General features: G+C 64.1%; 20 protein-coding genes. 14 read left to right on the forward strand and 6 right to left on the reverse strand.

Annotated features, from left to right (window positions below; all coding sequences use genetic code 11):
* Positions 1-465: 465 nt before the first annotated feature.
* The 5 genes from odc2 to CRO48_RS05485 all read left to right on the forward strand — a co-directional run bounded on the left by odc2 (position 466) and on the right by CRO48_RS05485 (position 5,102).
* Positions 466-1,599: an ornithine/lysine decarboxylase gene (odc2, locus tag CRO48_RS05465; RefSeq protein ID WP_097137075.1), complete on the forward strand. Its 1,134-nt coding sequence runs from the start codon at positions 466-468 to the stop codon at positions 1,597-1,599.
* A 96-nt stretch (positions 1,600-1,695) separates the two neighbouring features.
* Positions 1,696-2,283, forward strand: coding sequence for a GNAT family N-acetyltransferase (locus CRO48_RS05470; RefSeq protein WP_097137078.1), 588 nt, complete (start codon positions 1,696-1,698; stop codon positions 2,281-2,283).
* Positions 2,284-2,460: 177 nt separating this feature from the next.
* Positions 2,461-3,153 carry an OmpW/AlkL family protein gene (locus tag CRO48_RS05475; RefSeq protein ID WP_097137080.1) on the forward strand — a complete coding sequence of 231 codons (693 nt, stop codon included), beginning with the start codon at positions 2,461-2,463 and terminating at the stop codon, positions 3,151-3,153.
* A 149-nt stretch (positions 3,154-3,302) separates the two neighbouring features.
* Positions 3,303-4,343 (forward strand): serine hydrolase domain-containing protein, encoded by a 1,041-nt coding sequence (locus tag CRO48_RS05480; protein ID WP_097137082.1) that lies wholly within the window; start codon positions 3,303-3,305, stop codon positions 4,341-4,343.
* A 315-nt stretch (positions 4,344-4,658) separates the two neighbouring features.
* On the forward strand, positions 4,659-5,102 hold the full coding sequence (locus CRO48_RS05485) for a glyoxalase superfamily protein (protein ID WP_097137084.1): 444 nt from the start codon (positions 4,659-4,661) through the stop codon (positions 5,100-5,102).
* A 16-nt stretch (positions 5,103-5,118) separates the two neighbouring features.
* On the opposite strand, the gene CRO48_RS05490 is transcribed toward CRO48_RS05485, so the two are convergent.
* The 5 genes from CRO48_RS05490 to CRO48_RS05510 form a co-directional block, all read right to left on the reverse strand.
* A complete protein-coding gene (locus CRO48_RS05490; RefSeq protein ID WP_176526661.1) occupies positions 5,119-5,514 on the reverse strand; it encodes a VOC family protein in 396 nt (131 codons plus the stop codon).
* Positions 5,515-5,565: 51 nt separating this feature from the next.
* The gene (cysE, locus tag CRO48_RS05495; RefSeq protein ID WP_097137086.1) at positions 5,566-6,438 is read right to left on the reverse strand and encodes a serine O-acetyltransferase; all 873 of its coding nucleotides are present in this window, start codon (positions 6,436-6,438) and stop codon (positions 5,566-5,568) included.
* A gap of 76 nt (positions 6,439-6,514) precedes the next feature.
* A complete protein-coding gene (locus CRO48_RS05500; protein ID WP_097137088.1) occupies positions 6,515-7,504 on the reverse strand; it encodes a WD40 repeat domain-containing protein in 990 nt (329 codons plus the stop codon).
* 58 nt (positions 7,505-7,562) lie between these two features.
* A complete protein-coding gene (locus tag CRO48_RS05505; RefSeq protein WP_097137090.1) occupies positions 7,563-8,678 on the reverse strand; it encodes a CobW family GTP-binding protein in 1,116 nt (371 codons plus the stop codon).
* 171 nt (positions 8,679-8,849) lie between these two features.
* On the reverse strand, positions 8,850-9,644 hold the full coding sequence (locus CRO48_RS05510) for a creatininase family protein (RefSeq protein ID WP_097137093.1): 795 nt from the start codon (positions 9,642-9,644) through the stop codon (positions 8,850-8,852).
* Positions 9,645-9,730: 86 nt separating this feature from the next.
* Here CRO48_RS05510 and CRO48_RS05515 point away from each other — a divergent pair, with 86 nt between their 5' ends.
* The 3 genes from CRO48_RS05515 (at position 9,731) to CRO48_RS05525 (ending at position 11,882) form a co-directional block, all read left to right on the forward strand.
* The gene (locus tag CRO48_RS05515; RefSeq protein ID WP_097137094.1) at positions 9,731-10,252 is read left to right on the forward strand and encodes a MarR family winged helix-turn-helix transcriptional regulator; all 522 of its coding nucleotides are present in this window, start codon (positions 9,731-9,733) and stop codon (positions 10,250-10,252) included.
* Between the two features lie 50 nt (positions 10,253-10,302).
* The gene (locus CRO48_RS05520) at positions 10,303-11,334 is read left to right on the forward strand and encodes a LacI family DNA-binding transcriptional regulator (protein ID WP_097137097.1); all 1,032 of its coding nucleotides are present in this window, start codon (positions 10,303-10,305) and stop codon (positions 11,332-11,334) included.
* 131 nt (positions 11,335-11,465) lie between these two features.
* Positions 11,466-11,882, forward strand: a complete 417-nt coding sequence (locus tag CRO48_RS05525) for a hypothetical protein (RefSeq protein WP_141402011.1) — start codon at positions 11,466-11,468, stop codon at positions 11,880-11,882.
* A 114-nt stretch (positions 11,883-11,996) separates the two neighbouring features.
* On the opposite strand, the gene CRO48_RS05530 is transcribed toward CRO48_RS05525, so the two are convergent.
* The gene (locus CRO48_RS05530; RefSeq protein ID WP_097137101.1) at positions 11,997-12,776 is read right to left on the reverse strand and encodes a gamma-glutamyl-gamma-aminobutyrate hydrolase family protein; all 780 of its coding nucleotides are present in this window, start codon (positions 12,774-12,776) and stop codon (positions 11,997-11,999) included.
* Positions 12,777-13,313: 537 nt separating this feature from the next.
* Between CRO48_RS05530 and CRO48_RS05535 the strand changes: the two genes are divergently transcribed.
* From CRO48_RS05535 to CRO48_RS05560, 6 genes are all read left to right on the forward strand, one after another.
* Entirely contained in the window at positions 13,314-15,626 is a 2,313-nt protein-coding gene (locus tag CRO48_RS05535; protein ID WP_097137103.1) for a putative bifunctional diguanylate cyclase/phosphodiesterase, read from the forward strand.
* Positions 15,627-15,786: 160 nt separating this feature from the next.
* Positions 15,787-16,557, forward strand: a complete 771-nt coding sequence (locus CRO48_RS05540; RefSeq protein ID WP_097137105.1) for an N-acyl amino acid synthase FeeM domain-containing protein — start codon at positions 15,787-15,789, stop codon at positions 16,555-16,557.
* A 221-nt stretch (positions 16,558-16,778) separates the two neighbouring features.
* Complete coding sequence (locus CRO48_RS05545) at positions 16,779-17,003, forward strand: aa3-type cytochrome c oxidase subunit IV (RefSeq protein ID WP_097137108.1); 225 nt, start codon at positions 16,779-16,781, stop codon at positions 17,001-17,003.
* Positions 17,004-17,087: 84 nt separating this feature from the next.
* Positions 17,088-18,239 carry a Re/Si-specific NAD(P)(+) transhydrogenase subunit alpha gene (locus CRO48_RS05550; RefSeq protein WP_097137110.1) on the forward strand — a complete coding sequence of 384 codons (1,152 nt, stop codon included), beginning with the start codon at positions 17,088-17,090 and terminating at the stop codon, positions 18,237-18,239.
* Complete coding sequence (locus CRO48_RS05555) at positions 18,239-18,649, forward strand: NAD(P) transhydrogenase subunit alpha (protein ID WP_097137112.1); 411 nt, start codon at positions 18,239-18,241, stop codon at positions 18,647-18,649. The genes CRO48_RS05550 and CRO48_RS05555 overlap by 1 nt, the downstream gene beginning before the upstream one ends.
* Positions 18,650-18,659: 10 nt before the next feature.
* Positions 18,660-20,057, forward strand: a complete 1,398-nt coding sequence (locus CRO48_RS05560) for an NAD(P)(+) transhydrogenase (Re/Si-specific) subunit beta (RefSeq protein ID WP_097137114.1) — start codon at positions 18,660-18,662, stop codon at positions 20,055-20,057.
* Positions 20,058-20,279: the final 222 nt, after the last annotated feature.

The raw sequence follows: 20,279 nt of genomic DNA on the forward strand, positions 1-20,279 counted from the left end.
CTTCAAAAAACTCTTGATTGCGACAGGGAATCTTCTTATCTCCCCCTTGCCCAAAGTCGCACGTGCCTGTGGGTGTCCGCCGACCCTCGAACTGGGAGCAATCCCTAAGGTGAGGTCATCGGTAAGGTACCTGGAACTAACCGCTCCAGTCGCTATTCCGGCCAACCGGGAAATGCGAGGACATCTTGAAGCAACGACGGTGCGGGCCTTTCTGGTGTCTGCCGGCTTTCCATCAGCCGGGGTTACTGAAGAGGCACACCTTCATTGCCGGAAGTGCGGTTGGGATCACCCCCTCCAATCCATGGCAGACAAAGCCGAATCCGAGCCTAGGCGGGCTCAGGTTCACCGTTCGCGCATATGCGCATGCTTGGTTCCGGGGTCTCCACCGGCTGGTACCATAGCGTGTTCGCGTATGCCCTTTGTCCTCCGGTTTTTCCGGAGCGCTGGATCATGGGGAATACTGACATGGCGACTGCACGCATCATCGACTTCCTGAACACCCGACGTCCCGACGGCCCGTGCCTCGTGGTCGACCTCGACGTCGTGCGCGACAACTTCAAGGCGTTCCGCCACGCGATGCCCGACAGCGCCATCTACTACGCCGTCAAGGCCAATCCGGCGCCGGAACTTCTGCGTCTTCTTGCGAGCATGGGTTCCAATTTCGATTGCGCGTCCGTCGCCGAAATCGAAATGGCACTGGATGCCGGCGCGACGCCTGCCCGCATCTCGTTCGGCAACACGATCAAGAAGGAGCGCGACATTGCCCGCGCCCATGCGCTGGGGGTCTCCCTCTTCGCCGTCGATTGCCATGAGGAAGTCGAGAAGATTTCCCGTGCGGCTCCCGGCGCGCGCGTCTTCTGCCGCGTGCTGACGGACGGCGAGGGTGCGGAATGGCCGCTGTCGCGCAAGTTCGGCTGCGTGCCGCAGATGGCCGTCGACGTGCTCGTCTACGCTCACCAGCTCGGCCTCGTCTCCTACGGCGTCTCGTTCCATGTCGGTTCGCAGATGACGAAGCTCGACGCCTGGGATGCGGCGCTCTCCGACGCCAAGCGCGTCTTCGTGCAGCTGGCCAAGCAGGGCATCGAGCTGAAGATGGTCAACATGGGCGGTGGCTTTCCGACCAAGTACCTGCGCGACGTGCCCTCCGCGGAGGCTTACGGCCAGGCGATCTTCGGCGCGCTGAAGAAGCACTTCGGCAACCACATCCCGGAGACGATCATCGAGCCGGGCCGCGGCATGGTCGGCAATGCCGGCGTGATCAAGGCGGAAGTGGTGCTGGTTTCGAAGAAGTCGGATAACGACGCCCATCGCTGGGTGTTCCTCGACATCGGCAAGTTCGGCGGTCTCGCCGAGACGATGGACGAGGCGATCCGCTACCCGATCCGCACCGCGCGCGACGGCGACGAGATGCAGCCCTGCGTGCTTGCCGGCCCGACCTGCGATTCGGCCGACGTGCTCTACGAGAAGAACATGTACCCGCTGCCGATCACCCTTTCGATCGGCGACGAGGTGCTGATCGAGGGCACTGGCGCCTATACGACGACCTACTCGGCCGTCGCCTTCAACGGTTTCGAGCCGCTGAAGGCCTACGTGATCTGAACCGATCGAGGCGGCTCCCGCGGCAGGCGGGAGCGCCACTCACAATTTGAGATCCGATGACCGCTGGTGGCGGCAATTGAAGTTCGGGAGGCCGGGATGGCCACTGTTCTTGGTTCTGTTCGCGCGTTCTTCGCGCAGTCCGCATTCGCAATCGACCGGGAAAACGCCGGCGACGTGGTGGCGCGCGAGCGCCTGCTCGACCGCGCCATGGGCGAGGGGCGTTTCCGCAAGTCCTCCGAGAAGCTGCGCCGCGGCCGGTTGCCCGCCGAGGGGCTGGCGCTCGTCGCGCGCGACGGTGACGGCCATGTCATCGGCACGGTGCGGCTGTGGAACGTCGAAGCGGGCGTGGATGCTTCCGGCAATCCCGTGCCCGCACTTCTCCTCGGCCCGCTCGCCGTCGATCCCGACCACGAGGGCAAGGGTATCGGGGGTGCGCTGATGCGCGCTGCGATTACCGAGGCTGCTAGCCGCGGCCACGGCGCGGTGCTGCTCGTCGGCGACGCGCCTTATTACGAGCGCTTCGGCTTCTTTGCCGGCAAGACCGCCCATCTCGTCATGCCCGGCCCGTTCGAGCGCCATCGCTTCCTGGCGCTGGAGCTGAAGGACGGCTGGCTGGAAGGCGCGGCAGGCATGCTCGTCGCCTCCGGCCGGCGTCTCGGCCACGAACTGCGCAAGGCGGCCTGAGACAGGCCGGCTCGCCCGGTGCCGTGACATAGTTGCAACGGCCGCGAGCGCGCGCGGAATTTCCGTGCGCACTCGTTAAACTATTGATCCATCTCAACTCCTCCTTGCGCGGCCGCCGATAGTGGCGGTGTGGCAGCGGCATGTTCCGCTGCCGTTCATCGATCAAGGAGAGAAGAGATGCCCAATACCCTGACCCGTTCCCTGAGCCTTTTTGCAGCTGTGGCGCTCGCGGCGATCGGGCAGGCGGCGACGGCGGCCGACCTGACGCCGGCGCCGGCCGCAGAAGCGGTCGCGGCAGACGTCGAAGCGCTCGGCCCCTGGCAGATCCGTCTGCGCGCGCTCGGCGTGATCACCAACAATTCCGGTCACGTCAACGGCATCAGCGGTTCGGATCTGTCCTACAGCGACACGATCGTCCCGGAACTCGACATCACCTACTACTTCACCAACAACATCGCGGCCGAACTGATCCTCGGCACGACCTATGCCAATATCGACGCGGCCGGCTCGATCGACGCGCTCGGCAAGGTCGGTAAGACCTGGCTGCTGCCGCCGACGTTGACGCTGCAGTACCACTTCACCGACTTCGGCGCGTTCAAGCCCTATGTGGGCGCGGGTGTGAACTACACCCTGTTCTACAACCAGTCCGGAAAGGGCGCGTTTTCGGACCTCGACGTCAAGAACGAGTTCGGCGCCGCCCTCCAGGTCGGCTTCGACTATATGATCGATGAACACTGGGGCGTGAACTTCGACGTCAAGAAGCTGTTCCTGGAGCCGGAATGGAAGGTCAAGCTCGACGGGGCGCCGCTATCGGGCAAGGCGAAGCTCGATCCCTGGCTGATCGGCACCGGTATAACCTATCGCTTCTAGGACGGGCCTCGGTAGGGGAGGGCCGTCCGCCGCATCGGGGAGATTGCGGGCGGTCTCCCGTCAATAAAGCGATCACGGGCATTGTAAAATGCGCGTGATCACCGGCTGCAGGTCGGGAAATCTGCCGGCGGGCGCACTACGTCGGGGACATGAAAAGAAGATCGCTGGTCGTCGCCCTGTCGCTTTCCGTCTTTGCCGCCCCGTTCGCACGGGCGGTGGAGGCGCCGCCGCCGCCACAACCGGGTTTGCCGGAGATTGACGAGGCTGCGCTTTCGCGCGCGCTCGCCGAGGCCGGCGCGCTTGCGCCGCTGAAGGCCGTCATCGTCGCGCAAAACGGCCGCATCATCGCCGAACGCGGATATCGCGGGCACACGACCCGCGACAGCACCAATATCAAGTCGGCGTCTAAATCGATCGTTTCCGCTCTCGTCGGAATTGCGATCGACCGCGGGCTGTTGCAGGGCGTCGACCAGCCGATCGCGCCGATCCTGAAATCGGATCTGCCCGCCAATCCCGATCCCCGGCTTGCGCGCGTGACGATCGGGCACCTCCTGTCCATGCAGGCGGGGCTGGATCGGATGTCGGGCTCGAATTACGGGCGCTGGGTTTCCAGCAGCAACTGGGTGCGGACAGCGCTGGCCGCACCGTTCGTCGACGAGCCGGGCGGGGCGATGCTCTACTCGACGGCCTCGACGCATCTTCTCTCGGCGATCCTGACGAAGGTCGGCCGAAAGCCGACGCTGATGCTGGCCCGGGAATGGCTCGCGCCGCTTGAGGATTTCCGCATCGGCGCATGGGAGCGGGACCCGCAGGGCATCTATCTCGGCGGCAACCAGATGGCGATGAGCGCTCGCTCGCTGCTGGCATTCGGCGAGCTTTACCGCAACGGCGGGCGCACACCGCAGGGCCGGCAGATCGTTCCGGAAGAATGGGTGCACCAGTCATGGCAATCGCGGACCAACTCCCGCTTTTCCAATGACGGCTACGGCTATGGCTGGTTCGAGCGCGCGATCGGTGGCCGGAGGGTGCACTTTGCCTGGGGCTACGGTGGACAGATGCTCTATATCGTGCCGGAACTCGAACTTACCGTGGTGATGACGTCGCAAGAGAATGCGCCGTCGGCGCGTAGCGGCTACCGCGACGACCTGCATGCCCTGCTGGCCGATATCGTCGGGGCGACGCAGAGCTGACGTTCCCCGTTATGAGCCTCATCTTGCGGCTCGACGGTGAGCGGCACGCGAGCGCGAAGGCGGACAGGTGATCGCATCCCACGGGTTCTTCCGGGGCGGCTCCCACCTGACAAAGGGAGGCAGGGTTCGCGTTTGACAGTCGGCCGCATGCCGGAGTAGTGAAGGTTCCAAGGGTGAGAGCCCCTGCCGTCCGCAAGCGCAAGCTTTGGTGAAGCCTCTCGTAATCCTGAACGGTTTTCCAGCTTTCAAGGCATGCGAACCGGCGGCAATGTGGACCCCTCCGACCCAAGAGCATGCGGAACCTGGAGCACCTCCATGCGTCTGTCGACGCCGCTTCCCTCCCTCGACGGCCTGAAAGGTCAAGCCAGACGGCTGCGCGAGCGCTTTGCCGCCGATGGCCAGACGATCAGCCATTCCCGTGCGCTGGAACTGATCGCCGCCCAATATGGATACCGCGACTGGAACACGCTGCACGCCGCCCTCGGCAACCGGCCGCCGTTCGATCCCTGGCAGCTCGGCTCGCGCGTTCGCGGCCACTACCTCGGCCAACCCTTCGATGCGAAGGTGCTGGGCGTGCAGGCCCTGACCGGGCAGCCTGGAAAATTTCGCCTGACGCTGCATTTCGACGAGCCGGTGGACGTGGTGACGTTCGAAAGCTTCTCCGCCTTCCGCCAACGCGTCAACTGCACCGTCGACGAGACGGGGCGGACGTCGGCGAAGACCTCGAACGGCAGGCCGCATCTCGAACTGGAATGGTAGCCGGCCGGGCCGGGCCTTATCTCAGGTTCAGCTGCCAGGAAACGCCGAAGCGGTCGTTGACCCAGGCAAATTCGCGGCTGAAGCCGTAGTTCCCGAGCGGCATGAGCTCCTCGCCACCCTCTGAGAGGGCGGCGTAGATCTCGCGGATCTGCGCCTCGGATTCGCATTCGAGGAAGAGCGAGAAGGCGGGGGTGAAGGAGAACGGGTGGTCGACCGGGCTGTCTATGCACAGAAGGGACTGGTCGCCAATGTGGAACCGCGCCGTGGCGACGCTGCCCTCGGCGCCGGATTCGTTCGGCCCGTAACGGACGATTTCATCGATCGCGCAGTTGAGGAAGAGAGAGGCGTAGAAGGTCATCGCCTCCTCCGCTTTTCCCTGGAACATCAGGGAAGGCTTGACCGATGCCACCATCGCGCGCTCCTTGCTCTTCTGCCGGCAGGACCTTCGCGCCGAGGGAGAGCCTCAGAGAACGTCCTGCGTCATTTCCTCGGCGGGAACTTCATTCCGGTCGTGGATGCGCACGGTCCTTGCCGGTACGCCGGCAACCGTCGTCCGGGCCGCCACGTCGGCAAGCACCACGCTGCCGGCTGCCACCTTGCTGCAGGTGCCCACTTCGACGTTACCGAGGATTTCCGCGCCAGCCCCGATCATGACGCCGCGCCGGATCTTGGGATGACGGTCGGCCGTCTCGCGACCGGTGCCGCCGAGCGTCACGCCCTGCAGCATCGAGACGTCGTCCTCCACGATCGCGGTTTCGCCGATGACGATGCCGGAACCATGGTCCAGCATGACGCCGGAGCCGATGCGCGCGGCGGGATGGATGTCGACGTCGAATGCAAGCGCCGCCTGGCTGGCGATCTGCCACGCCGATACCTGACGGCCGGCGTTCCAGAGGCGATGGGCAAGGCGGTGGGCCTGAAGGGCCTGGAACCCCTTGAGGTTCAGGAGCACGTGCGCGGGGCCGGGGCATGCCGGATCGCGAGCGACGACAGCGGCGATATCGGCCTCCGCTGCCGCCAGCGTCTCGCCGTCGAGGACGTTGCCCAGAAGCGCCTGCAGCATGTCCCGTCCGTCATTGCTTGAAGCAAGACGAGAGGAAAGGACGCGGACGAGCATGTCCGCGCCCGAGGCGGCGAGGAGGACCGGCTGCATGAGCGAACGCAGCATAGGTTCGCGGCTGGCCAGGGCTTCCGACTCGGCCCTGATAACCTGCCACACGGGGCCTTCCGGTCTATTGTGCGTGTGGCTGGCCTGCGCATGATTTGCCTGCGACGACCGGGCCTGCAAGGCCTGGTCCGCCTGACGTTCTGCGGCGTTCAGCGCATTCCCGCTCATCTCACTCGTTCCTGCGTTCCGATTTGTCGGGGGGGGGTGGCGATGCGGCCGCGCCCCTCCTGAAAGCGTCCGGATCTCAGCCGGCGATATCGACCACGCCACAGTCTCCCGCCTCGCTGGCAAAGGCAAGCAGTTTGCCGTTCTTGCTCCAGGCGAGCGATGAGACGGCGCCCTTGCCGGGCCGGCGCAGCAGGACCTCGCGGCTGTCGGAGAAGCGGGCGGCCATGACCATGCCGTCGGAATAGCCGATTGCGACGACCTCCTCCACCGGATGGCAGGCGACGGCGGTCACCATGACGTCGCCGCGGGTGCCGAGCTCCAGCGGCGCCTTGCCCATCGGGCCGTCCTTGGAGGCAAAGGGCCAGACGATCGCGGCAGGCGCGCCCGACGAGGCGAGCCACTTGCCCTTGGCGGACCACGACATCGACTTCACCTTGGCAGGATAGCCGGTCATGCGCATGTGGCGGGTGTCCGCACCGGGCTTGGTGTCGAGTTTCCAGCCGTGCAGGGCGTTTTCCTGCATGCTGGTGACAAGGAACCGGCCGTCGGGGGAGAAGGTGACGCCGGTATGGGCGCCCTTCCATTCGAGATCGACGGGCTGTCCGGCCGTTGCGACCCAGTGCAGGGTCGCGCCGTTGTAGCGGGCGACCGCGATGCGCAGGCCCTTTGGCGCGAAGGCGACGCCTTCGACCGTGCGGCTTTCGGCAAATTCCTTCACCGTGCCGTCGGCGAGGCGGACGCGCGTGGTGCGGCCCTCGGCAAAGGCCACGGCACCCTGGGGGCCGGCTGCGACGACCGAAATCCACTTGCGTGGCACCTCGGCGAGAAGCGTGGCCGTGCCGTCGGCGGCGATGCTGAAGACCTTGCCGTCCTCGCCGCCGGTGACGAGCGTATCGCTCGCCTCGGCGCGCACGCAGGCGAGCAGGCCGTCATTGGCCTCGGTGACCTTGTGGCCGTGGTCGAGGCGGTGGATCGCGCCGATCGCTGTCGCAAAGAACGGCACATCGCCGAGGAAAGCGGTGGCGACGACGTGGCCGTCAAGATCGAGGGGGGCGACAGTGGGCATCAGTTCTTGCCTTTCTTCGGCAAGATGTCGTCGCGGAAACGCTGCACACTCTTCGGCGTCATGCCTGGGCTGCCTCGCAGGCCTTGAACGTCCGTTCGATCTTCTCGCGATCGAGGTCGCGGCCGATGAAGACGAGGCGGCTTTCGCGTTTCTCGCCGTCCTTCCAGGCGCGCTGGTGGTCGCCCTCGACGATCATGTGCACGCCTTGGACGACATAGCGTTCCTCGTCGCCGGCAAAGGCGATGATGCCCTTCAGGCGCAGGATGTTCGGACCGTCCGTCTGGGTGATCTTCTGGATCCACGGGAAGAAGCGATCCGGGTTCATCTCGCCGCCGCGCAGCGAGATCGATTGCACCGTCACGTCATGGATGGGCGAGGGCCCGTGGTCATGATGGTGATGGCCGTGATCATGATCATGGTGGTGATCGTGGTCATGGTCGTGATGATGGTGGCCGTCGTGATCGTGCGAATGATCGTGGCCGCAGTCGGGACCGCAGACGTGGTCCGGGTGATCGTGATCAAGGAAGTGCGGATCGTTCTCCAGCGCGCGCTCGAGATTGAACGCGCCCTGGTCCAGCACCTTGCTCAGGTCTATGTCCGACCGGCTGGTGCGGTAGATGCGGGCCGAGGGGTTGATGGCGCGCACGGTCGCCTCGACGGTCGCCAGCTCTTCCGGGGTGACGAGATCGGTCTTGTTGACCAGTACGACGTCGGCGAACGCGATCTGGTCCTCGGCCTCGCGGCTGTCTTTCAGACGCAGCGGCAGGTGCTTGGCATCGACAAGGGCGACGACCGCGTCGAGTTCGGTCTTGGAGCGCACGTCGTCGTCCATGAAGAACGTCTGGGCGACGGGAACGGGATCTGCAAGGCCTGTCGTCTCGACGATGATGGCATCGAAGCGGCCGGGCCGGCGCATCAGGCCCTCGACGACGCGGATCAGGTCGCCGCGGACGGTGCAGCAGATGCAGCCGTTGTTCATTTCATAGATTTCTTCGTCCGACTCGACGATCAGGTCGTTGTCGATGCCGATTTCGCCGAACTCGTTGACGATGACCGCATATTTCTTGCCGTGGTTGCCGGTGAGGATGCGGTTCAGGAGCGTCGTCTTGCCGGCGCCGAGATAGCCGGTGAGCACGGTGACGGGGATGGGCTTGGCGGAAGCAGTTTCGGTCATGGGAACCTCGGACGAATGGCGGGGATGCCTCGGGCATCCGGTTGGCGACTGATATAGGAGATCGCAACAGCCAGCGCAAATTCCGATTCTCAATTCACTGCCGGCGGCGGCTTTCGGGAGTGCGATATGCAAACACGGTTCGGATCGGCGTTCCGGTGCGCACGACCTCGATCAGCGCAGCTGCGTGACGTCGAAGGCATCCACGTCTTCCAGCAGTTCGACGATGCCGCAAACGGCGTGGGCGAGCAGTCGCTCGCCTTTTTCCACGCTCGCCGCCGAGGCGTCTCCGGCCACACCTTGCGGATTGAGATCGGACATCTTCCAGCCGAAGGCATGCGGACCGTAGGCGCGCAAGTGCCGGAAGCGTTCGGCGAATTCGGCTTGCCGCGAGGCAAAGCGCTGCGCCCTGCCCATGTCGACCCGTTCGGGATGGATCGCGAGCATGACGGAGGTCTCGATGTCGCCGCCATGAATGTCGATCGCCTTGTCCTGCGGGGCGATCCAGCCTTCCGGCTGGCCGAACCGGGTCCAGCTCGTGGCTACCGCCAGCATGCCGAGGCGAACCCGCGCTTCGGTGGCGACGATCGTCATCAGCGGGGAGTTTCCACCATGCGCATTGAGCATGACGAACTTTTTGATGCCTGAGCGCGACAGATCCTCGGCAATGGAGAACCAGCGTCCGATCGCCTCTTCGTAGGACAGCGACTTCGTGCCGGGGACGTCGAGATGCTCGGGCGAATAGCCGATCTTTTCCGTCGGCAGGAACGTCGCCGGCAGTTCGGTGGGCAGGTCGGTGATCACGCGCTCGACCAGGGCGTCGGCAATCAGCCAGTCGGTTTCAAGGGGGAGGTGCGGGCCGTGACCCTCGTGCGCGCCGAGCGGGAGCACGGCGATCCACCCTTTGCGCGCCTGCGGCGCCAGCGAGGGATCATTGTCCTGCCAGCGTCGCGCAGGTCGGACGTGCATGGGCCTCTTCCTTCGGTGGTCTTGTCGCCAACGGGTCGCCTCTGTCATACAGGGTGACGGCGGCGAAACAAGATCGGCGAGGATGCATGGGCAAGAAAAAGAAGGACGAGAAGAAGGAGAAGGGCAAGAAAAAGCACCATGCTCCGGTGGGGGCGACGGACGTGTCCGGCGCGATCATCCAGGCCGCGCGCTCGATCCGCACAGTGCTTTCCCGCAATCTTCTCTCCAGCGGGCTCTATGCCGGCCAGGACGGCGTGATGCTGGCGCTCGCCGAGGGCGAGGGGATGACCGCCGGCGCGCTTGCGGCGCGCCTCGGCGTCAAGGCGCCAACGATGACGCGCACGATCGGCAGGCTGGAGGCGCAAGGGTTCGTCGAGCGCCGGCCCGACAACCATGACGGCCGCCTCACCGTCGTCGATCTTACCAAGGCCGGGCGGGAAACGCTCGGGCTGATCACGCAGGCCTGCGATCTCAGCGAGCGCCAGGCGCTCGACGGGCTGAGCGAGAAGGATGTCCGCACGCTGCTGAAGCTGCTGCGCACGATCGACGGGAACCTCCGCGGCATCGAAGTCCAGAGCGGCGACAAGCCAGTTGCGGACGAAATTTAAATAGTTTAAATAAACGATTTAAATTGTGCTGCGGACATATGGGGAGGGGCATGGCGCAGAAGGTCAAACTGTCCACGATCGCGGAAACACTGGGCGTGTCCACGGCGACGGTATCGCTGGCATTGCGCGACAGCCCCCTGGTGGCGCTTTCGACGCGCGACCGGATCAAGGAGCAGGCGCGGGCGCTGGGCTATATCTACAATCGCAGGGCGGCGAGCCTGCGCACGTCGCGGTCCGGCATCATCGGCGTCGTCGTGCACGACATCATGAACCCGTTCTACGGCGAGATCCTCAAGGCGATCGAAAGCGAACTCGACCGCGACCGCCAGACCTTCATCCTGTCCAACCATTACGATTCGGTCGAAAAGCAGCGCAACTTCGTTGAAACGCTGCTGCAGCTCGGCGGCGACGGCGTGATCATGTCACCTGCCATCGGCACGCCGCCGGAGGATATCCTGCTGGCCGAAGACAACGGCATGCCGGCGATCCTGATTGCCCGCTCGATCGAGGGGCTGGACGTGCCGATCTTCCGCGGCGACGACAGCTACGGCATCTCGCTTGCGACGAACCACCTGATCGGGCTTGGCCATCGCGTCATCGCCATGGTCGGCGGCACCGACCAGACGTCGACCGGCCGCGACCGCTACCAGGGCTATGTCAACGCGCTGCGCAAGGCCAACATCGAGGTCGATCCGGCGCTGCGGATTCCCGGCCCGCGCTCCAAGCAGGGCGGGTTCGAGGCGGCCGTCAACTTCCTGTCCTTGCCGCAGAAGCCGACGGCTGCCGTCTGCTGGAACGATCTCGTCGCAATCGGGCTGATGAACGGCATCGCGCGCGCGGGGCTGATACCGGGGCGCGACGTGTCGGTGACGGGCTACGACGACCTGGAAGAGGCGTCGATCGCAACCCCGTCGCTGACGACCGTCTGGAACGGACAATCGGAAGTCGGGCGGAGCGCGGCACGTGCGCTTCTCGACAAGCTTTCGGGAAGCCACGAGCCGGACGGCATCCACCTGATCAAGCCGGAGATGCGTATTCGCCAGTCGACGGGCCCGCTTCGGCACAGTGGTCACGACAACTGAAGCTGAAAGCACGTCCGCACGTTCAAGCCGCGCCGAGACTGTCAAAAGCGCGCGGCAGTAACCGGCCGTTAACCTTGCGGCAAGCTTGCAGGCGCATGCTGTTTTCGAATCGCGAAATTCGGAGGCAGCCCATGCGGAAAGTGATCATCCCGTCCATCGGTGCGTTGGCTCTCGTCGCGGGGTTGTGGTCGCTCGATGCCGATTCCGCCCCCGATGTCGATCCGGTCGTCTCCGGCTCCATCCCGAAGATCGGCCGGGCGGAGAACGGCGTGGGCTTTTCGGTCTCCAACATCGAAACGAAGGCGCAATGTTCGCTGACGCGCGGCGAGAAACTGACCCATCGCAGCATGCGCCTGACGCCCGAGGGACCGTGCGAGGACGTCTGGCCCGGCCTGTCGCATGCCGCGAACTGGACGGAGACCGGTGACGGCACCGTCGTCGTCTCCGGCGTGACGGGAGACGCGATTCTCACGCTTGCGGAGACCGACGGCCTCTACGAGGTCATCGATCCTTCGAACGCGGTCATCACGATGCAGGCGGCGCACTGATCTCGCGCGCAAAGTGTGCTGCGGTCTTGCGATAAAGGCATCCGCAAAATCAGAGGCCGATGCGTCGCCAGTGAATCTCGATAGAACACGACCCGCCTTGGGCGCGCGAAGGGTTCAGCCGGCCGCCTGTCGCATCGCCGGAGCGAGCTTGCCGGCGGCGTAGGCGCGCACCGCTTCACCGAACGCCTTGAACAGGCGGTTTGAGGGGTCGTCGGACCCGACCCAGTACTCCGGGTGCCACTGCACGCCGACGGCAAAGGCCTTGGAGCCGATCACCGAAACCGCCTCGATCGTGCCGTCTTCCGCGACGGCCTCGACGGCAAGCCGCGGCGCCGCTGCCGAGATCGCCTGTCGATGCAGCGAATTCACGCGCACGGTGCCGGGCCCGATCACCGAGGCGAGGCAGCTGCCTTCCTTCACGTGCACCTCCTGGCGGATGCCGTAGGCGACGTCGAGATCGGCTGTGTCGGGCTTGCGATGATCCCAGTTTCCGGGGATCTCCTGGATCTCGTTGGCGAGGGTGCCGCCCAGCGCCACGTTCAGCTCCTGTAGCCCGCGGCAAATGGCGAGGAGCGGAACGCCGCGCTCCAGCGCCCGTTTGATGAGCGGCAGCGAGGTCGCGTCACGGGCCAGATCGAAAGGGCCGTCCGTCTCGGTGGCTTCGCGGCCGAAATGGGACGGGTGGACGTTGGTGCGCGAGCCGCTCACCAGAAGACCGTCGACCCGGTCGAGGATTTCGTCGAAATCATGCCCGCTTTCGAGCGCCGGCACGAGGAAGGGGATAACGTCTGCTCCCTTGACGGCGGCGCGGACGTACTGGTTGGGCGTGGCCTGCCAGACATTGCCTTCGATTTCACGGATGTCCGCGGGAATGGCGACGACTGGTTTCGGCATCATGAACTCCGATCGAGATGAACCGGCACCGGTCGCAGGAGGCCGCCCGACGCCCTTTTTAGGACGCAGGTGCCGAAGCGTTTCACGCGCGGGCAACGTCCATCAGTAGGATTTGCCGGGAATCCGCCATCCAGTCAATCGCCAAGCTGCCGCCCCTGTTCGATTTGCGCATGGTTGGGCGACTCACCCCGGGTTGGCGAGCAGAACCTTCAGGTCCGGGCCAGTTCTTGCCATGCTTCATTAGTCAGCTGGTAACCGTGTTGCGCGGTATTTCTGCCCCGATCATGAAATGGTTGTGATGCGGCGTACGCGGATCACAGGTTGTTTCCGTCCTTTCTTTTGCATCACTCATCTACGTCAGGTTGCGCAAAATCGACCAGGATTGGTCGTGCGCAATACAGGGTTGAAGATATTTACGAAACCAGCGGAAAGGTAGTAGATATTAAGTGCATTCCTGCGTGCAATCGGATAATTTCTCGAAATCATTCATTAAAATTTCGCCGGTAACCCTCGCCCGTCAATGGGAGCGCCGAGTCCATGAAGGATCGAGGTCAAAGCACGCTGCCGACCGACGTGTATCTGTCGTTCGTCAGTTCGCTTTACGGAAACCGCCAAACCCTGTTCGTCGGCATGATCTCGCATGTCGTCACCTTCGCGTTCGTCTATGCGAAGACGGCCGACCCCTTCTTCCTCGCCTGCGCCTTCGCAATCGTCCTCGTTTGGTCCACGCGCGCCTATGGCATGCGCCGCTTCGACCGCGTCGACCAGTCCAAGCTCGACAACGAGGGCATCCGCTACTGGGAAAACTGGTACAATACAGGCGCCGTGGGAACGACGCTCATTCTCGGCACGGCCAGCGGATACAGCCTGCTGATCAGCCGCGACAGCTTTGCCGAGCTTGCCTGCATATCCGTAACGCTTGCGACGATGGTCTCGGTCGTCGGGCGCAACTGCGGCTCGCGCCGGGCCGTCGACTACATGACGTTTTGCGCCTGTTTCCCGATGGTGGTCGGCTTCCTCGGATTGCAGGACTTCTACCATGCGGTGCTGGCGCTGCTGATCCTGCCCTTCAGCCTCACGACGAGGATGATGGCAAACGGCGTGCGCCGCTTCCTGGAGCAGGCGGCCCTTGCGACGCGCGACATGAAGACGATCGCCGACCGTTTCGATGCGGCGCTCAACAACATGGCGCACGGCTTGCTCATGCTGGACGCCGACCATCGCATCCTGGTCGCCAACCGCCGGGCTTGCGAGCTTCTGCAACTCGGCGACAAGGAGCGGCTCAAGGATTGCCACCTCGATGTCGTGCTGCGCTATGGGGTGCGAAGCACCTTTCTCAATGCCGAGCAGAGCAAGACGCTGCTGCAGAAGCTGGACGAGCTCCTGAAAGGGGAGCGCTCGCGGGCGCTCGTTCAGGTCACCGACGATTTCTATCTGGAATTCACCGCCAGCCAGCGGGAGAACGGCGGCGCGGTCCTGATCTTCGAGGACGTGACGGCGCGCATGCGGGCGGAGAACAAGATCCTCCACATGATCCGCTACAACAGCCTCACCGGCTTGCCGAACCGCGCCTATTTCGCTGACCTCGTGCAGCAGGCCCTGGCAGAGCGCAAGCGGCCCGGGACGGTGGGCTTCGTCGTCCTCGACGTGGACGACTTCAAGCATGTCAACGACATGAAGGGGCACGTGATGGGCGACCGCGTGCTCTGCATGGTGGCCGAGCGCATACGCAAGGTGGCCGGCGACCGGGCACTTGTCGGCCATCTGATGGGCGACGAATTCATCCTGTTCTTCGCCAATGAGAACAACCGCAAGGATCTGGAAGAGCGCATGCGGCGACTGCACCAGCAGGTGCAGGGCAGCTACGAGATCGCCGGATCGACGTTCCGGGTGTCGCTGAGCGCCGGTGGCGTGCTGTGCGAGAGCGATCAGTTCCGCATGGAGGACATGCAGATCAAGGCGGACCTCGCCCTGTTCGAGACCAAATTAAGGGCCAAGGGCGGCTTCACCACCTTCGAAGAGGAGATGGATGCCCGCTACGTCGAGCGGCAGAAGCTCAAGACCGACCTGCGCGAGGCGGTGGCAAACAATGAACTCTCGGTGGCCTACCAGCCGATGTTTCAGCCGGACGGCCTTCGCATCGAATGCTGCGAGGCGCTTGCGCGCTGGACGCATCCGGAGCGCGGGCCGGTTCCGCCCACGGTGTTCATCCAGATCGCCGAGGAAATGGGGATCGTCTCCGACATCACGCGCCGGATCATCGACCGTGCCTGCGCCGACTGCGCCACCTGGGCCGAGCATATGGGCGTTTCGGTCAACCTGTCGGTTCAGGACCTGCGCAACTCGGACATCGTCGGCGTCGTCATGGATGCGCTGCTGAAATCGGGGTTGAAACCGTCGCGGCTGCATCTGGAGGTCACCGAAAGCTGCCTGATGGAGGAGCCGGTGAAGGTTCAGGCGGTGCTGGAGGAGCTTCGTGCCCGCGGCATCACCATCGCCATCGACGATTTCGGCACCGGCTATTCCAGCCTCAGCTATCTCGACGCGCTCCCGCTCGACGTGATCAAGATCGACCGCTCCTTCGTGCGCAACATCAGCGAGGACGCACGGCGCTTCAAGCTGCTGCGCGGCACGGTCAACCTCTCCCGCGAACTGGGGCTGCGCATCGTCGTCGAGGGCGTGGAGACGCGCGAGCAGCTGGCGCTGATCAACAAGTACAATTGTGCCGATCTGATCCAGGGCTACGTCTTTGCCGCGCCGATGTCGACGAGTGCGATCCTGGACCTGACGCAGGCGCTCGCCCGCAAGGCGGGCGGGGCCGGCGCGAAGACCGGGCGCCACGTCGCCTAGATTTCCTAATCTGCAAGGAACGTCTAATGTATTGATTCTTATAATTGTCGTTAATTGCTGTTAAGGTTAATAAATGGTAATTTACACAAATTGCTCGAAATGATTGAGTGTAACGGCGCGGTGAAGGCGCCGCAGTCACTCAACCGGGGATTTGTGTTTTATGGCGACCTCACAATCGGCCACCAATCGATTTTCAGACAAGCTGATGGAGCTGCTTGACCGGGTCGAGTATCGCAGGGTCGAGACCGGCGAAGACATGGAGGATGTCGCCCGCATCCGCTACAAGGCCTACAAGGCAGGGGCGGTGATGCATCTCGGTGAAGAATCGCCGCTTCTCATCGACGAGGTCGACTTCGACAGCCACGCCTATGTCTTCGGCATTTATTACGACGAGCGGCTGATCTCCACGGTGCGCCTTCACCACGTCACGCCGGAACATCGCGTGAATTCCTCGGGCAAGATATTTCCCGACGAACTCAATGCCTTCCTGGATGCGGGGATGACCCTGATCGACCCGGTTCGTCTGGCCGCGGATCCCGAGATCTGGAACGAGATGCCTGCTATTCCCTACCTGACGCTCCGCCTTGCCACGATGGCGACAGACTATTTCCAGGCGGATCGTTGCCTGCAGATGGTCAAGCCGGCCCATTCCGCTTTCTACAAACGTGTCTTCGACGCCGACTTCGTCGCCTCGCCGAAGAGCAACCAGGGCAAGTTCATCATCGACCTGATGCTGATGGCAACGCGGGTGAAGGAAGTGCTGCCGAAGCTCTACGTCCGCTTCCCGTTCTTCAAGTCCGAAGCGTTCGAGCGGCGGATGATGTTTGACCGGAGCGCGGACATGAGCCCGCTGACGGTGCGTCCCACCGCGCGGCTGGCGCATTTCGGAACGAGCCGCATCCAGATCGGCGCCGAGAGCCTGGCGCGATAGTGCCCAACCGGTGCGGTGCCGCGGCCATGGGTCGCGCCGCGTGCCGCCCAAAAAATGTCGGAATCGGTGCCCGGCGCGTTGCGCTTTTGCAAGCCTTTGTGTAAGGCCAGAGACCGTGCATTTTGTGCGAATTCATGTGCCGGACCACGGCCTTGCATTTCGCGGCGAGGGGGCGTTCCCGGCCGTTCAGGCCCGGGCGTATGCAGACAGGAGACGATAGCATGGCTGAACATCACACCGGGCCGGTCGAAACGGGCGCTCCGATGGACTATGCGGAGCACGAGAAGACCTACAACCTGTTCGTCAATGCGAGCAAGTACGGGACGATGTTCTGCGTGACGCTGCTGATCGCAATGGCCGCCGGCTTCTTTGCCGGGGTCGGCTTCTTTTCCGCGCTCGTTCTTCTGATCGTCCTCAACGTTCTCGGCTTCGTCCTCCTGCGCTGAGCGTCCGGCGTTTAACGCCGAACGCGGCGTCCGTTCCGGACGCCCGAATGAGGAAGCCTGGCCAAACTTGGGGGAGGATTGGCATTGGGAGAGATCGTGTTTGTCTCGCGGGAGATTGATCCCGCAGAAAACCGCGTCGCGGCATCTGTCGAAACCGTGAAGAAGATGAAGTCTCTCGGCTTCGACGTCATCGTCGAGGCGGGAGCAGGCCTTGCATCGCGCATCGCCGATGGCGAATACGAGGCGGCAGGTGCCAGGATCGGCATGGCCGCTGACGCCAAGAGCGCGGACGTCGTGCTCAAGGTACGCCGGCCGGCCGACAAGGAAATCAAGGGATACAAGGCCGGGGCGATCGTGATCGCGATCATGGATCCCTACGGCAATGACAAGGCGCTGGCCGCAATGGCCAAGGCGGGGCTTACGACCTTTGCCATGGAACTGATGCCGCGCATCACGCGGGCCCAGTCGATGGACGTGCTTTCCTCGCAGGCAAACCTCGCCGGCTATCAGGCGGTGATCGACGCGGCCTGCGAATATGACCGCGCCATGCCGATGATGATGACGGCTGCCGGCACCGTGCCTGCGGCCAAGGTCTTCGTCATGGGAGCGGGCGTGGCCGGCCTGCAGGCGATTGCGACCGCGCGCCGCCTGGGAGCTGCGGTTTCCGCCACCGACGTTCGCCCGGCCGCCAAGGAGCAGGTCGCCTCTCTCGGCGCCAAGTTCATCGCCGTCGAGGACGAAGAGTTCAAGGCAGCCGAGACCGCCGGCGGCTATGCCAAGGAAATGTCGAAAGAGTACCAGGCCAAGCAGGCGGCTTTGGTGGCCGAGCATATCGCCAAGCAGGACATCGTCATCACGACGGCGCTGATCCCCGGGCGCCCCGCGCCGCGGCTCGTGACCCGCGACATGCTTAAGAGCATGAAGGCCGGCTCCATCGCCGTCGATCTTGCCGTCGAGCGCGGCGGCAACGTCGAGGGCGTCGAAGCCGGCAAGGTGGCCGAGGTCGAGGGCGTCAAGGTGATCGGCTATCTGAACGTGCCGGGCCGCATCGCGGCGTCCGCGTCGCTGCTCTATGCGAAGAACCTTGTCACCTTCCTCGAGACGCTCGTCGGCAAGGAAACCAGGGCGCTTGCTGTCAATCCCGACGACGAACTGGTGAAGGCGACCATGCTGACGCGCGACGGCGCCGTCGTTCATCCGAACTTCGCCACCGCCCAGATGAAGGGAGAAGCATGATGGCCAACGAGCTCCTGGACAAGGCAATCTCCGATCTCGAGCGTGCGGTGGAGGCTGTGCGTACTGCGGCCGAATACGTACCGGAGGCGGCGGGTGCGGCCGCGCACGGCGTCTCCGGCGGAGCGATCGATCCATTCGTCTTCCGGCTTGCGATCTTCGTGCTGTCGATCTTCGTCGGCTACTACGTCGTCTGGTCCGTCACCCCCGCGCTGCACACGCCGCTGATGGCGGTGACGAACGCGATCTCATCGGTCATCGTCGTCGGCGCTTTGCTTGCCGTCGGCATCTCGCTTTCCGGCGTTGCGACCGGCTTCGGCTTCGTCGCCCTGGTCCTCGCCTCCGTCAACATCTTCGGCGGCTTCCTCGTCACCCAGCGCATGCTGGCGATGTACAAGAAAAAAGATAAGTGAGGCTGCGCTGATGTCACCGAATATTGCAGCCTTCCTCTATCTCGTCTCCGGCGTCCTGTTCATCATGGCGCTGCGCGGGCTGTCGCATCCGACCACAAGCCGGCGCGGCAACATGCTGGGCATGACCGGCATGGCGATCGCGATCCTCACGACCCTGCTGCTGGCGACGCCGTCCTTCGGCGGGCTTGCGCTCATCGTCCTCGGCCTTGCGATCGGCGGCGGGGCGGGGGCCTATATCGCCCGATCGATCCCGATGACGTCGATGCCGCAGCTGGTGGCCGGATTCCACTCGCTGGTCGGCCTTGCCGCCGTCCTCGTCGCGGCGGCAGCGCTCTATTCGCCGTCCGCCTTCGGCATCGGCGACGTCGGCTCGATCCACGGCCAGGCGCTCGTCGAGATGGCGCTCGGCGTTGCGATCGGCGCGATCACGTTTACCGGCTCGATCATCGCCTTCCTGAAACTCGACGGGCGCATGTCGGGCAAGCCGATCCTGCTTCCCAGCCGCCACGTGATCAACGCGGTGCTGCTGGCCCTGATCGTTGCCTTCATCGCCGTGCTGGCGACGAGCGAGAGCCATTTCGCCTTCTGGGCGATCGTGGCGCTTTCGCTGGTGCTCGGCGTGCTGATCATCGTGCCGATCGGCGGGGCCGACATGCCGGTCGTCGTCTCGATGCTGAACTCCTATTCGGGCTGGGCGGCCGCCGGTATCGGCTTCACGCTCGGCAACCTCGCGCTGATCATCACCGGCGCTCTGGTCGGCTCCTCGGGCGCGATCCTGTCCTACATCATGTGCAAGGGCATGAACCGTTCGTTCATCTCGGTCATCCTCGGCGGTTTCGGTGGCGAGACGGCGGCTGTAGCCGACGACGGCATCCAGCGCACGGTCAAGCAGGGCTCGGCCGACGACGCTGCCTTCCTGATGGCGAACGCCTCGAAGGTCATCATCGTGCCGGGCTACGGCATGGCGGTGGCACAGGCGCAGCATGCGCTGCGCGAGCTGGCCGACAAGCTGAAGGCGAACGGCGTCGAGGTGAAGTACGCGATCCATCCCGTCGCAGGCCGCATGCCCGGCCATATGAACGTGCTGCTCGCCGAAGCGAACGTGCCTTATGACGAAGTGTTCGAGCTGGAGGACATCAACTCCGAGTTCGCCCAGGCTGACGTCGCCTATGTGATCGGCGCCAACGACGTGACCAATCCGGCTGCCCGCGACGACAAGTCCTCGCCGATCTACGGGATGCCGATCCTCGACGTGGACAAGGCCAAGACCTGCCTGTTCGTGAAGCGCTCGCTGGGCTCCGGCTATGCCGGCATCGACAACACGCTGTTCTACAAGGACGGTACGATGATGCTGCTCGGCGACGCCAAGAAGATGACTGAGGACATTGTCAAGGCGATGAACCACTGAGGCGAAGCGTTACGCCCGTCCTCGACAAATGCCCGCCCTCATCCGGCGGGCATTTTTGTTGCCGTCGGTGAGAATGGGCGAGAGGGCGAAGCATGCTTGCGATGACATGCCGATGATGCGGCATCGGAGCTCCTTTCGATAGGCATGAAAAAGCCCGGAGAACGATGCGCTCCCCGGGCGTTATTTTGAAGGCCGTCGATGCAGGCGCGCGCGCGGCGCCCC

This window comes from Rhizobium subbaraonis, assembly GCF_900220975.1.
Taxonomy (GTDB): domain Bacteria; phylum Pseudomonadota; class Alphaproteobacteria; order Rhizobiales; family Rhizobiaceae; genus Mycoplana; species Mycoplana subbaraonis.

Bases quoted from the DNA above. Each gene is read 5' to 3' on its own strand.
- odc2 (WP_097137075.1), top strand. From the start codon at position 466: ATGGCGACTGCACGCATCATCGACTTCCTGAACACCCGACGTCCCGAC.
- CRO48_RS05470 (WP_097137078.1), top strand. From the start codon at position 1,696: ATGGCCACTGTTCTTGGTTCTGTTCGCGCGTTCTTCGCGCAGTCCGCA.
- CRO48_RS05475 (WP_097137080.1), top strand. From the start codon at position 2,461: ATGCCCAATACCCTGACCCGTTCCCTGAGCCTTTTTGCAGCTGTGGCG.
- CRO48_RS05480 (WP_097137082.1), top strand. From the start codon at position 3,303: ATGAAAAGAAGATCGCTGGTCGTCGCCCTGTCGCTTTCCGTCTTTGCC.
- CRO48_RS05485 (WP_097137084.1), top strand. From the start codon at position 4,659: ATGCGTCTGTCGACGCCGCTTCCCTCCCTCGACGGCCTGAAAGGTCAA.
- CRO48_RS05490 (WP_176526661.1), bottom strand. From the start codon at position 5,514: ATGGTGGCATCGGTCAAGCCTTCCCTGATGTTCCAGGGAAAAGCGGAG.
- cysE (WP_097137086.1), bottom strand. From the start codon at position 6,438: ATGAGCGGGAATGCGCTGAACGCCGCAGAACGTCAGGCGGACCAGGCC.
- CRO48_RS05500 (WP_097137088.1), bottom strand. From the start codon at position 7,504: ATGCCCACTGTCGCCCCCCTCGATCTTGACGGCCACGTCGTCGCCACC.
- CRO48_RS05505 (WP_097137090.1), bottom strand. From the start codon at position 8,678: ATGACCGAAACTGCTTCCGCCAAGCCCATCCCCGTCACCGTGCTCACC.
- CRO48_RS05510 (WP_097137093.1), bottom strand. From the start codon at position 9,644: ATGCACGTCCGACCTGCGCGACGCTGGCAGGACAATGATCCCTCGCTG.
- CRO48_RS05515 (WP_097137094.1), top strand. From the start codon at position 9,731: ATGGGCAAGAAAAAGAAGGACGAGAAGAAGGAGAAGGGCAAGAAAAAG.
- CRO48_RS05520 (WP_097137097.1), top strand. From the start codon at position 10,303: ATGGCGCAGAAGGTCAAACTGTCCACGATCGCGGAAACACTGGGCGTG.
- CRO48_RS05525 (WP_141402011.1), top strand. From the start codon at position 11,466: ATGCGGAAAGTGATCATCCCGTCCATCGGTGCGTTGGCTCTCGTCGCG.
- CRO48_RS05530 (WP_097137101.1), bottom strand. From the start codon at position 12,776: ATGCCGAAACCAGTCGTCGCCATTCCCGCGGACATCCGTGAAATCGAA.
- CRO48_RS05535 (WP_097137103.1), top strand. From the start codon at position 13,314: ATGAAGGATCGAGGTCAAAGCACGCTGCCGACCGACGTGTATCTGTCG.
- CRO48_RS05540 (WP_097137105.1), top strand. From the start codon at position 15,787: ATGGCGACCTCACAATCGGCCACCAATCGATTTTCAGACAAGCTGATG.
- CRO48_RS05545 (WP_097137108.1), top strand. From the start codon at position 16,779: ATGGCTGAACATCACACCGGGCCGGTCGAAACGGGCGCTCCGATGGAC.
- CRO48_RS05555 (WP_097137112.1), top strand. From the start codon at position 18,239: ATGGCCAACGAGCTCCTGGACAAGGCAATCTCCGATCTCGAGCGTGCG.
- CRO48_RS05560 (WP_097137114.1), top strand. From the start codon at position 18,660: ATGTCACCGAATATTGCAGCCTTCCTCTATCTCGTCTCCGGCGTCCTG.